This window comes from Providencia sp. PROV188 (assembly GCF_027595165.1).
Lineage (GTDB): Bacteria > Pseudomonadota > Gammaproteobacteria > Enterobacterales > Enterobacteriaceae > Providencia > Providencia lanzhouensis.
In genome coordinates, this window is the sequence record NZ_CP097291.1 from 386,005 (window position 1) to 399,093 (window position 13,089).

General features: G+C 45.5%; 9 protein-coding genes. 8 read left to right on the top strand and 1 reads right to left on the bottom strand.

Features of this window, described 5'->3' with window-relative positions; translation table 11 throughout:
• Positions 1 to 242 precede the first annotated feature (242 nt).
• The 8 genes from secE (at position 243) to rpoC (ending at position 12,455) form a co-directional block, all read left to right on the top strand.
• Positions 243 to 629 (top strand): preprotein translocase subunit SecE, encoded by a 387-nt coding sequence (secE, locus tag M5X66_RS01735; RefSeq protein WP_006657042.1) that lies wholly within the window; start codon positions 243 to 245, stop codon positions 627 to 629.
• Positions 630 to 1,175: a transcription termination/antitermination protein NusG gene (gene nusG / locus M5X66_RS01740; RefSeq protein WP_006657043.1), complete on the top strand. Its 546-nt coding sequence runs from the start codon at positions 630 to 632 to the stop codon at positions 1,173 to 1,175.
• 167 nt (positions 1,176 to 1,342) lie between these two features.
• Complete coding sequence (gene rplK, locus M5X66_RS01745; RefSeq protein ID WP_006657044.1) at positions 1,343 to 1,771, top strand: 50S ribosomal protein L11; 429 nt, start codon at positions 1,343 to 1,345, stop codon at positions 1,769 to 1,771.
• A 4-nt stretch (positions 1,772 to 1,775) separates the two neighbouring features.
• Positions 1,776 to 2,477, top strand: a complete 702-nt coding sequence (rplA, locus tag M5X66_RS01750; protein WP_006657045.1) for a 50S ribosomal protein L1 — start codon at positions 1,776 to 1,778, stop codon at positions 2,475 to 2,477.
• A gap of 335 nt (positions 2,478 to 2,812) precedes the next feature.
• Entirely contained in the window at positions 2,813 to 3,310 is a 498-nt protein-coding gene (gene rplJ / locus M5X66_RS01755) for a 50S ribosomal protein L10 (RefSeq protein WP_006657046.1), read from the top strand.
• A 60-nt stretch (positions 3,311 to 3,370) separates the two neighbouring features.
• On the top strand, positions 3,371 to 3,736 hold the full coding sequence (gene rplL / locus M5X66_RS01760) for a 50S ribosomal protein L7/L12 (RefSeq protein ID WP_006657047.1): 366 nt from the start codon (positions 3,371 to 3,373) through the stop codon (positions 3,734 to 3,736).
• A 357-nt stretch (positions 3,737 to 4,093) separates the two neighbouring features.
• A complete protein-coding gene (gene rpoB / locus M5X66_RS01765; RefSeq protein ID WP_154609798.1) occupies positions 4,094 to 8,122 on the top strand; it encodes a DNA-directed RNA polymerase subunit beta in 4,029 nt (1,342 codons plus the stop codon).
• A 109-nt stretch (positions 8,123 to 8,231) separates the two neighbouring features.
• Positions 8,232 to 12,455, top strand: coding sequence for a DNA-directed RNA polymerase subunit beta' (rpoC, locus tag M5X66_RS01770; protein ID WP_036953634.1), 4,224 nt, complete (start codon positions 8,232 to 8,234; stop codon positions 12,453 to 12,455).
• Between the two features lie 74 nt (positions 12,456 to 12,529).
• Here the strand turns inward: rpoC and M5X66_RS01775 are convergent, their stop codons facing one another.
• Positions 12,530 to 13,039 carry a pyridoxamine 5'-phosphate oxidase family protein gene (locus M5X66_RS01775; RefSeq protein ID WP_036953633.1) on the bottom strand — a complete coding sequence of 170 codons (510 nt, stop codon included), beginning with the start codon at positions 13,037 to 13,039 and terminating at the stop codon, positions 12,530 to 12,532.
• Between the last annotated feature and the right edge of the window lie 50 nt (positions 13,040 to 13,089).

Consider the following 13,089-nt stretch of genomic DNA (forward strand, 5'->3'; position numbering starts at 1 on the left):
TCTGAAACAACGATTTACTAACTGTATTGAGAGCCCGATGCAGTTATATGAGATTTATTAAGGTTTTGCTCAGAAGTTATGGTATATTTTACCGCTGCCACGAAAAGAAATTTATTTTCGAAATAGGGTGGTGATTAAATTTACTGGGTATGCTGGCATATTCTATTGGTGTGCTCTGATTGCCATACTGCAAAGGTAAGGCAAGCGAGCTTTATACATACTTCATGGTAACAGGTTGAATTATGAGTGCGAATAGCGAAGCTCAAGGAAGTGGACGCAGTGCAGACATCTTCAAATGGGTAGTTGTCTGTGCCTTATTATTAGTTGCTATCGTAGGCAACTATTACTTCCGTCAATATAATCTCGCACTGCGTGCTTTTGCAGTTGTGGCTGTAGTAGCTATTGCTGGTGCTGTTGCTTTGTGGACCACAAAAGGTAAAGCAACTCTGGCGTTTGCGCGCGAAGCTCGCATCGAGGTGAAGAAAGTCATTTGGCCTACTCGCCAGGAAGCATTACAAACGACTTTGATTGTTGCTGCTGTAACGGCTGTAATGTCACTAATCCTGTGGGGATTAGATGGTATCCTAGTGCGTTTAGTTTCATTTATTACAAGCCTGAGGTTATTCTAAATGTCAGATTTACCTAAAAAACGCTGGTATGTCATTCAGGCATTCTCTGGTTTTGAAGGTCGCGTAGCACAGTCTCTGCGTGAACATATCAAATTACATAATATGGAAGAGTTGTTTGGCGATGTTATGGTTCCAACTGAAGAAGTTGTTGAGATCCGTAGCGGCCAGCGCCGTAAAAGTGAGCGCAAATTCTTCCCTGGTTACGTATTAGTTCAAATGGTCATGAATGATGACTCTTGGCACTTAGTACGCAGTGTTCCGCGTGTAATGGGCTTTATCGGTGGGACTTCAGATCGTCCAGCACCAATTAGTGATAAAGAAGTTGATGCGATTATGAATCGCTTACAACAAGTGGGTGATAAGCCACGTCCTAAAACGCTATTTGAACCAGGTGAAATGGTTCGTGTTAGTGAAGGTCCATTCGCTGACTTCAACGGTGTTGTTGAAGAAATCGACTATGAAAAGAGCCGCTTAAAAGTCTCTGTTTCTATTTTTGGTCGTGCAACCCCAGTTGAGTTAGACTTCGGACAGGTAGAAAAAGCCTAACAATTCCGAATAGCAGACTTGCAAAAGGCGCGAAATTTTCATACAATTTCGCGCCTTTTGTTTTTTATGCTTGGCATCATACTGTGCAAACGGTGTTTTGCGGGGCGTTAATGTAACGGGGAGCCTTAATCCATTAAGGCGTTATTACCCAATTTGAGGAAATATTCATGGCTAAGAAAGTACAAGCCTACGTTAAGCTGCAAGTAGCAGCTGGTATGGCAAACCCAAGTCCACCGGTTGGTCCAGCACTGGGTCAGCAAGGTGTGAACATCATGGAATTCTGTAAAGCGTTCAACGCAAAAACAGACAGCCTGGAAAAAGGTTTACCAATTCCTGTTGTTATTACTGTTTATGCAGACCGTTCATTCACTTTCGTAACTAAAACTCCACCGGCAGCAGTTCTGCTGAAAAAAGCGGCTGGCGTTAAGTCTGGTTCTGGTAAGCCGAACAAAGACAAAGTTGGTAAAGTGACTTCTGCACAGGTTCGCGAAATCGCAGAAACTAAAGCTGCGGATATGACTGGTGCTGACGTTGACGCGATGATGCGTTCAATCGCTGGTACTGCTCGTTCCATGGGCCTGGTAGTGGAGGACTAATAGAATGGCTAAACTGACTAAGCGCATGCGCAATATCCGTGAGAAAGTTGATGTAACTAAACAGTATGACATCAATGAAGCCGTTGCTCTGCTGAAAGAATTAGCGACTGCTAAATTCGTTGAAAGCGTTGACGTAGCTATCAATCTTGGTATCGATGCTCGTAAATCTGACCAGAACGTTCGCGGTGCAACTGTACTGCCACACGGTACTGGCCGTTCAGTTCGCGTTGCTGTGTTCGCACAAGGCGCAAACGCTGAAGCTGCTAAAGCTGCTGGCGCTGAACTGGTTGGTATGGAAGATCTGGCTGATAAAATCAAAGCTGGTGAAATGAACTTTGACGTTGTTATTGCTTCTCCAGATGCAATGCGCGTTGTTGGCCAATTAGGTCAAGTTCTGGGCCCACGTGGTCTGATGCCAAACCCGAAAGTTGGTACTGTAACTCCTAACGTTGCTGAAGCAGTTAATAACGCTAAAGCTGGTCAGGTTCGTTACCGTAACGACAAAAACGGAATCATCCATACCACTATCGGTAAAGCTGATTTCGACGCTGACAAACTGAAAGAAAACTTAGAAGCACTGCTGATCGCGCTGAAAAAAGCAAAACCAGCTTCTGCTAAAGGTGTTTTCATCAAGAAAATCAGCCTGTCCACTACCATGGGCGCAGGTGTTGCTATCGACCAATCTGGTCTGTCAGCAGCAGTTTAATTCCGTTAGCATTTGCTAATCGGCAATTAGGCTTTACCTTTGCGTCAAATTTGTATAAAATTTGACGCCTCGAGTTTGTTGGGTATAGAAATATGCTCAACAAACCACAAATTTCGGTATGGAGTCTGGCCTTTCCAGACCCCGTCCAAGACCGCAGGTGTAGTTTATTAGTTACTAGTAGCTACTTAATTTACCTGCGTAGACGGTGACAGAGATACCTAGAATTTAATTCTGGATTTCTATTCTGCTCACCGTGTTTTAGCGCTCTTACATAATGTTGTGTTTGAGTGATGTGAGTCCCGGGTTTTCCCGGTTAATCCAGGAGCAAGAAGCTAATGGCACTAAATCTTCAAGACAAACAAGCGATTGTTGCTGAAGTCAGCGAAGTAGCCAAAGGCGCGCTTTCTGCAGTTGTTGCTGATTCACGCGGCGTAACTGTAGCAAAAATGACTGAACTGCGTAAAGCAGGTCGCGAAGCTGGCGTTTATATCCGTGTTGTTCGTAACACACTGATTCGCCGTGCTGTTGAAGGTACAGCTTATGATGTACTGAAAGACGCGTTTGTTGGTCCAACCTTAATTGCTTTCTCTAACGAACATCCGGGCGCTGGCGCTCGTCTGTTCAAAGAGTTCGCGAAAGCGAATCCAGCATTTGAGATTAAAGCTGCGGCCTTTGAAGGTGAGTTAATCCAAGCGAAAGATATCGATCGTCTGGCAACTCTCCCAACTTACGATGAAGCAATCGCACGCCTGATGGCAACCATGAAAGAAGCCGCTGCCGGCAAATTGGTTCGTACTCTGGCTGCTCTGCGCGATCAGAAAGAAGCTGCATAAGCCCTTTCCTTCGTTGCTTTTTAACGTATAAACTATTTCTGAATTTTAGGAACACTTGTTATGTCTATCACTAAAGACCAAATCCTTGATGCAGTTGCAGAAATGTCTGTAATGGACGTTGTTGAACTGATTACTATGATGGAAGAAAAATTCGGCGTTTCTGCTGCTGCAGCTGTTGCTGTTGCTGCGGGTCCAGCTGAAGCTGCTGAAGAAAAAACTGAATTCGACGTTGTTCTGGCATCTGTTGGTGCAAACAAAGTTGCAGTTATCAAAGCAGTTCGTGGCGCAACCGGTCTTGGCCTGAAAGAAGCTAAAGACATGGTAGAATCAGCTCCAGCAGTTATCAAAGAAGCTGCAAGCAAAGACGAAGCTGAAACTCTGAAAAAATCTCTTGAAGAAGCAGGCGCTTCTGTTGAACTTAAATAAGTTCAATTTCAAGAACGCAGCTTAAGTAATTAGGCTGATGGCTGGTGATTTTTTAATCACCAGCCTTTTTGCGCTGTAAAGCGTGATGGGTGTTAACAGCTTTTCACGCAGTTTTAATGTTAACAAACAACCCTCCAATACTTCTTTCTATTTGACGACTTAATATACTGTGTTCTGCGCTACGACCCGCTCGGGTAGCTCGGTAGCAACTGCAACGCAATGAAATGATTTAAGAGTAATAGAAATGGGTATTCAGGAAAGTATTCATTTTCCATTTCTTCAAAAAACGCGTTCCTGTTCTGCCCTTAATCTAAAGGCGAACGATTTGGGTCACTGATCAACGAGCTGAGGAAACCTATGGTTTACTCCTATACCGAGAAAAAACGTATTCGTAAGGATTTTGGTAAACGTCCACAAGTTTTGGATATACCTTATCTCCTTTCCATCCAACTTGACTCGTTCCAGAAGTTTATCGAGCAAGATCCTGATGGCCAGAATGGTCTGGAAGCTGCTTTCCGTTCCGTATTCCCAATTCAGAGCTACAGCGGTAATGCTGAGCTGCAATATGTCAGCTATCGTTTAGGTGAGCCTGTTTTTGACGTTAAAGAATGTCAAATTCGCGGCGTGACCTATTCTGCACCACTGCGTGTAAAACTGCGCCTGATCGTGTATGAGCGAGAAGCTCCTGAAGGCACCGTTAAAGACATCAAAGAACAAGAAGTCTACATGGGTGAAATTCCACTCATGACTGAAAACGGAACTTTTGTTATCAACGGTACTGAGCGTGTTATCGTTTCTCAGTTACACCGTAGTCCTGGTGTATTCTTCGATAGCGATAAAGGTAAAACTCACTCTTCAGGTAAAGTGCTGTATAACGCACGTATTATTCCTTACCGTGGTTCATGGCTTGATTTCGAATTCGATCCGAAAGATAACCTGTTTGTACGTATTGACCGTCGCCGTAAATTACCTGCGACCATTATTCTGCGTGCAATGGATTACAACACCGAAGAAATCTTAAATCTGTTCTTCGACAAAACTGTATTCCAAATCCGCGATAACAAACTGATGATGACGCTGGTTCCTGAGCGTCTGCGTGGTGAAACTGCTTCTTTCGATATCGAAGCAAACGGCAAAGTGTATGTTGAAAAAGGCCGTCGTATCACTGCTCGTCATATTCGTCAGTTAGAAAAAGAAGAAGTTAGCAACATCGAAGTTCCTGTTGAATACATCGCAGGTAAAGTTGTTGCAAGAGATTACATCGATGAGAGCACCGGTGAGCTGATTTGTGCAGCGAACATGGAACTGTCATTAGATATGTTGGCACGTCTGAGCCAGTCTGGTCACAAAACAATCGAAACATTGTTCACCAACGACTTAGACCACGGTGCTTATATCTCTGAAACCGTTCGCGTCGACCCAACGAACGATCGCTTAAGTGCACTGGTAGAAATCTACCGTATGATGCGCCCTGGTGAGCCGCCAACACGCGAAGCTGCAGAAAACCTGTTCGATAACTTGTTCTTCTCTGAAGACCGTTACGACTTGTCTGCTGTAGGTCGTATGAAGTTCAACCGTTCACTGAACCGCGATGAAATCGAAGGTTCTGGTATCCTGAGTGAAGAAGACATCATTGATGTTATGCGTAAACTCATCGATATCCGTAACGGTAAAGGCGAAGTCGATGATATTGACCACTTAGGTAACCGTCGTATTCGTTCCGTTGGCGAAATGGCTGAGAACCAATTCCGTGTAGGTCTGGTTCGTGTTGAGCGTGCAGTGAAAGAGCGTCTTTCTCTGGGTGACCTCGATGCATTAATGCCACAGGATATGATCAACGCTAAGCCAATTTCAGCAGCAGTTAAAGAGTTCTTTGGTTCCAGCCAGCTGTCTCAATTTATGGACCAGAACAACCCACTGTCTGAAATTACGCATAAACGTCGTATCTCTGCATTAGGCCCAGGTGGTCTGACTCGTGAACGCGCAGGCTTCGAAGTACGTGACGTACACCCAACTCACTATGGTCGTGTTTGTCCAATCGAAACCCCTGAAGGTCCGAACATCGGTCTGATCAACTCATTATCTGTTTATGCACAGACCAATGAGTACGGTTTCTTAGAAACTCCATACCGTTTAGTCCGTGATGGCATCGTAACTGATGAAATCCATTACCTGTCTGCAATCGAAGAAGGTAACTTCATCATTGCTCAGGCTAACACCGTATTAAGCGACGATGGCCGTTTCATCGAAGAATTAGTTACTTGCCGTAACAAAGGCGAGTCAAGCTTATTCAGCCGTGAACAAGTTGAATATATGGACGTTTCGACTCAACAGGTTGTTTCTGTTGGTGCGTCACTGATCCCATTCCTTGAACACGATGACGCCAACCGTGCATTGATGGGTGCGAACATGCAACGTCAAGCGGTTCCTACTTTACGTGCTGACAAACCATTAGTTGGTACAGGTATGGAACGTGCAGTAGCGGTTGACTCCGGTGTTACTGCTGTTGCAAGACGTGGTGGTTTAGTTCAATACGTTGATGCTTCTCGTATCGTTATCAAAGTTAACGAAGATGAGATGTATCCGGGCGAAGCTGGAATCGATATCTATAACCTGACTAAATATACTCGTTCTAACCAGAACACCTGTATTAACCAGATGCCTTGCGTATCTTTAGGTGAACCAGTTGAACGTGGTGATGTGTTAGCGGATGGTCCTTCAACAGACCTCGGCGAATTAGCACTGGGTCAAAACATGCGCGTGGCATTCATGCCATGGAATGGTTATAACTTCGAAGACTCCATCTTAGTTTCTGAGCGTGTTGTTCAAGAAGACCGTTTCACAACTATTCACATTCAGGAACTCTCTTGTGTGTCTCGTGACACCAAATTAGGGCCTGAAGAGATCACTGCGGATATTCCAAACGTTGGTGAAGCAGCACTGTCTAAACTTGATGAATCCGGTATCGTTTATATCGGTGCAGAAGTGAAAGGCGGAGACATTCTGGTTGGTAAAGTCACTCCTAAAGGTGAAACCCAATTAACGCCAGAAGAAAAACTGCTGCGTGCTATCTTCGGTGAAAAAGCTTCAGACGTTAAAGACTCTTCTTTACGTATTCCTAACGGTGTATCAGGTACGGTTATCGACGTACAAGTATTTACCCGTGATGGCGTAGAGAAAGACAAACGTGCTCTGGAAATCGAAGAAACTCAGTTACGTGATGCGAAGAAAGACTTAACAGAAGAGCTGCGTATTTTTGAATCCGCACTGTTCTCTCGTATCCGTTCTGTACTGATCAGCGGTGGTATTGAAGCTGATAAACTGGACAAACTGCCTCGTGACCGTTGGTTAGAATTAGCATTAGCTGATGAAGAGAAACAGAACCAGTTAGAGCAATTAGCTGAACAGTACGACGAACTGAAATCTGAGTTCGCTAAGAAACTGGAAGCAAAACGTCGCAAGATCACTCAAGGTGATGACCTTGCACCGGGCGTACTGAAAATTGTTAAGGTTTATCTGGCAGTTAAACGTCAGATCCAACCGGGTGATAAAATGGCGGGTCGCCATGGTAACAAAGGTGTTATCTCAAAAATCAACCCAGTTGAAGACATGCCTTACGATGAAAACGGTAACCCAGTTGACATCGTTCTGAACCCGCTGGGCGTACCATCACGTATGAACATCGGTCAGATTCTGGAAACTCACTTAGGTATGGCTGCTAAAGGTATTGGTGAAAAAATCAATGCTATGCTTAAACAGCAGCAAGAAGTTGCCAAACTGCGTGAATTCATCCAGAAAGCTTACGATTTAGGTGATGATCCGCGTCAGAAAGTTGACTTAAATACTTTCTCTGATGAAGAAGTTATGCGTTTGGCAGAGAACCTGAGAAAAGGTATGCCAATTGCAACACCAGTGTTTGATGGTGCAAAAGAGAAAGAAATTAAAGAACTGCTGAAACTGGGCGGTCTGCCAACTTCAGGTCAGATTACATTGTTCGACGGTCGTACTGGCGAGAAATTTGAGCGTCAAGTAACCGTAGGTTACATGTACATGCTGAAACTGAACCACTTGGTTGACGATAAGATGCACGCCCGTTCAACTGGTTCTTACAGCTTGGTTACTCAGCAGCCGCTGGGTGGTAAAGCGCAGTTCGGTGGTCAGCGTTTCGGGGAGATGGAAGTGTGGGCACTGGAAGCATACGGTGCAGCCTATACTCTTCAAGAAATGCTTACAGTTAAATCGGATGACGTTAACGGCCGTACGAAGATGTATAAAAACATCGTCGATGGCAGCCATCAGATGGAACCTGGTATGCCGGAATCTTTCAACGTATTGCTGAAAGAAATTCGCTCACTGGGTATCAACATCGAGCTGGAAGACGAGTAATTCGTTCTGTGCCGGAAGGTTCGCCTTCCGGCCCGTGTAAGCACTGGGATTTGGGGAGAGTGGCTTCGAGCACTCACCTGACAGGTCTAACTCCGACAGGAGCCATTTTGTGAAAGACTTAATTAAGTTTCTGAAAGCGCAAACCAAGACCGAAGAGTTTGATGCGATCAAGATTGCTCTGGCATCACCTGACATGATCCGTTCATGGTCATTCGGTGAAGTTAAAAAGCCAGAAACCATTAACTACCGTACGTTCAAACCTGAGCGTGACGGTCTTTTCTGTGCGCGTATTTTCGGGCCAGTAAAAGACTACGAATGCCTGTGCGGTAAGTACAAGCGTTTAAAACACCGTGGTGTGATTTGTGAGAAGTGTGGCGTTGAAGTTACACAAACTAAAGTGCGTCGTGAGCGTATGGGTCATATTGAACTCGCGTCTCCAACTGCGCATATTTGGTTCTTAAAATCACTGCCATCCCGTATTGGTTTGCTGCTCGATATGCCACTGCGCGATATCGAACGCGTTCTGTATTTTGAATCTTATGTTGTTGTTGAAGGCGGAATGACCAGCCTTGAGCGCGCACAGATTCTGACAGAAGAGCAATACTTAGATGCGTTGGAAGAGTTCGGTGACGAATTTGACGCGAAAATGGGTGCGGAAGCAATCCAAGGTCTGCTGAAAAACCTCGATCTTGAGAACGAGTGTGAAACGCTGCGTGAAGAGTTAAACGAAACTAACTCAGAAACCAAGCGTAAAAAGCTGACTAAGCGTATCAAACTGTTAGAAGCGTTTATTCAATCTGGTAACAAACCAGAGTGGATGATCCTGAACGTTCTGCCAGTTCTGCCACCTGATCTGCGTCCATTAGTACCACTGGATGGTGGTCGTTTCGCTACATCGGATCTGAACGATCTGTATCGTCGCGTAATCAACCGTAACAACCGTCTGAAACGTCTTCTGGATCTGGCTGCGCCAGACATCATCGTACGTAACGAAAAACGTATGCTGCAAGAAGCGGTTGATGCACTGTTAGATAACGGTCGTCGTGGTCGCGCAATCACTGGTTCTAACAAACGTCCTCTGAAATCTTTGGCAGATATGATCAAAGGTAAACAAGGTCGTTTCCGTCAGAACTTACTTGGTAAGCGTGTTGACTACTCAGGTCGTTCTGTAATCACCGTAGGTCCATACCTGCGTCTGCATCAGTGCGGTCTGCCTAAGAAAATGGCACTTGAGTTATTCAAACCATTTATCTACGGCAAATTAGAATTACGTGGTCTGGCAACAACCATTAAAGCTGCGAAGAAAATGGTTGAGCGCGAAGAAGCGGTTGTTTGGGATATCTTGGATGAAGTTATCCGCGAACACCCAGTGATGCTGAACCGTGCACCAACACTTCACCGTCTGGGTATCCAAGCGTTCGAACCAATTCTGATCGAAGGTAAAGCTATCCAATTGCACCCACTCGTTTGTGCGGCATATAACGCCGACTTCGATGGTGACCAAATGGCGGTACACGTTCCTCTGACTCTGGAAGCTCAGTTAGAAGCGCGTGCGTTGATGATGTCAACCAACAACATCCTGTCTCCGGCAAGTGGTGAGCCTATCATCGTTCCTTCTCAGGACGTTGTATTAGGTATCTACTACATGACGCGCGACTGCGTAAACGCGAAAGGCGAGGGCATGGTTTTAGCCGGTCCTAAAGAAGCTGAGCGTGTTTACCGTTCTGGCCATGCTTCACTGCATGCCCGCGTTAAAGTTCGTATCACTGAAGAAGTGAAAGACAGCGAAGGTAACATTACGATTAACACTGGTTTAGTTGATACCACTGTTGGCCGTGCAATTTTATGGATGATCGTACCGAAAGGTCTGCCTTACTCGCTGGTTAACCAAGCGTTAGGTAAGAAAGCTATCTCCAAAATGCTGAACACCTGTTACCGCGTACTGGGTCTGAAACCAACGGTTATTTTTGCTGACCAAATCATGTATACCGGTTTTGCCTATGCGGCACGTTCTGGTGCATCGGTTGGTATCGACGATATGGTTATTCCAGAGAAAAAAGCTGGGATCATCGCCGAAGCAGAAGCAGAAGTTGCAGAAATTCAGGAACAGTTCCAGTCTGGTCTGGTTACAGCAGGCGAACGTTACAACAAAGTTATCGATATCTGGGCAGCGGCAAACGAACGTGTTGCTAAAGCGATGATGGAAAACTTGTCTACTGAAGCAGTCATTAACCGTGACGGTGAAGAAGAACAACAAGTTTCTTTCAACAGTATCTTTATGATGGCCGACTCCGGTGCTCGTGGTTCTGCAGCGCAGATTCGTCAGCTGGCCGGTATGCGTGGTCTGATGGCTAAGCCAGATGGCTCAATCATCGAAACGCCAATCACGGCGAACTTCCGTGAAGGTCTGAACGTTCTCCAGTACTTTATTTCTACCCACGGTGCTCGTAAAGGTCTTGCGGATACCGCATTGAAAACTGCGAACTCCGGTTATCTGACTCGTCGTTTAGTTGACGTTGCTCAGGACTTGGTTGTCACTGAAGATGACTGTGGTACTCACGAAGGTATCCTGATGACTCCGGTTATCGAGGGTGGCGACGTTAAAGAACCACTGCGTGAACGTGTACTTGGACGTGTAACTGCAGAAGATATCCTGATCCCAGGTACTGCAGATATTCTGGTTCCACGTAATACACTGTTACACGAAAAACTGTGTGACCTGTTAGAAGCTAACTCTGTTGACAGCGTGAAAGTACGTTCCGTAGTAAGTTGTGAAACTGACTTCGGTGTGTGTGCTCACTGTTATGGTCGTGACCTTGCTCGTGGTCATATCATCAACAAAGGTGAAGCTATCGGTGTTATCGCGGCACAGTCAATCGGTGAGCCGGGTACACAGCTGACGATGCGTACGTTCCACATCGGTGGTGCGGCATCTCGTGCGGCAGCAGAATCAAGCATCCAAGTTCGTAACACAGGTACGTTGAAACTGTTCAACGCGAAATATGTTACTAACTCAGAAGGCAAGCTGGTAATTACTTCTCGTAATACAGAACTGCGTCTGATCGACGAATTCGGTCGTACTAAAGAGAGCTATAAAGTTCCTTACGGTGCGCACTTAACGAAGGGTGATGGTGCAGCAGTGATCGGCGGTGAAACCGTTGCAAACTGGGATCCACACACCATGCCAGTTGTCAGTGAAGTATCGGGTATCATCAGCTTCTCCGACATGCTTGAAGGTCTGTCAATGACTCGTCAAACTGATGAGTTAACTGGTTTATCTTCAATCGTTGTTATGGATACCGCTGAGCGTACCAGTGCTGGTAAAGACTTACGTCCTGCACTGCGTGTAGTCGATGCGAACGGTAAAGATGTTCTGATCCCTAACACAGACATGCCTGCTCAGTATTTCTTACCGGGTAACGCAATTGTTCAGTTAGATGATGGCATTGCAATCAACGTCGGTGATACTTTAGCGCGTATTCCACAAGAATCCGTAGGTACTAAAGATATCACGGGTGGTCTGCCACGCGTTGCTGACCTGTTCGAAGCTCGTCGTCCGAAAGAGCCTGCGATCCTGGCTGAAATCAGCGGTATTATCTCGTTTGGTAAAGAAACCAAAGGGAAACGCCGTCTGGTTATCACTCCATTAGATGGAAGTGAGCCATACGAAGAGATGATCCCTAAATGGCGTCAGCTTAACGTATTCGAAGGTGAAATCGTTGAACGCGGTGACGTAGTTTCTGATGGTCCAGAGTCTCCACATGATATCCTGCGTCTGCGTGGTGTTCATGCTGTGACTCGTTACATCACGAACGAAGTTCAGGAAGTTTACCGCTTACAAGGCGTTAAGATTAACGATAAACACATCGAAGTTATCGTTCGTCAGATGCTGCGTAAAGTCACCATCGCGGATGCAGGAAGCTCTGAATTCCTCGAAGGTGAGCAAGTTGAGTACTCACGAGTTAAAGTTTCTAACCGTAAACTGGAAACTGAAGGTAAGATTCCAGCTAACTTTGAACGTGATCTGTTGGGTATTACTAAGGCATCTCTGGCAACAGAATCCTTCATCTCAGCGGCATCGTTCCAAGAAACAACTCGCGTACTGACAGAAGCAGCGGTAGCAGGTAAGCGTGATGAACTGCGCGGTCTGAAAGAGAACGTTATTGTTGGACGTCTGATCCCAGCAGGTACCGGTTTCGCGTACCACCAGGATCGTATCCGTCGTCGTCATCTGAGCGAAGCTGTGGAAGCTCCACAAGTTAGCGCAGATGAAGCAACAGCGAACTTAGCTGAACTGTTAAATGCAGGCTTCACCAGCGACAATCAGAACTAATTTCTGATTTACAAAATCGCTTAATAGAAACCGGTGTCGAAAGATGCCGGTTTTTTTTACCTACCCATTGCCAGCTATTCATCATTAAGGTAGCTCAGCGGCACAGGAATGCGGCGACTTTCTTGATTAGCCAGCCAATGTTCCATATCAAACAACCACCACTGATCAATAATAAGTTCATAAAAGCGTGAATGGCCGCCTTTTTGAAGTTGCTCAAGGGCAATAGAGGGCAACGTATTTTGAGCTTCATCGAAAAGTGAATGTTGATGAAATTCCCTATAAGCTTCTGCAGACTCATCAACCGATAATTCCCGTGCTGTTCCTATGAACTGAGCGCCGTCAAAACTGGCAGAATCAAACTCAGGTAAATGATAATTAAACAGCGTTCCACTTACTTGGGCGTGATGGCGAATATTTTGGGAATGCTGGCTTTGATGTGCGGAATACCAAAGAAATCGTAGAGGATTGAACAGAATTTTCGGCTCGACGGTGGTTGCCCACGGAATATTTTCGGGGCTGAGTGTAGCAAAAGTAACAAAACGGGTGGCGTGCAAAAGAATTAAACTGCGCTGCTTTAAACTCATGGGGTCTCCATTGTATGTATATAAGAAGAAAGCCCACTGTAGGGACTTTC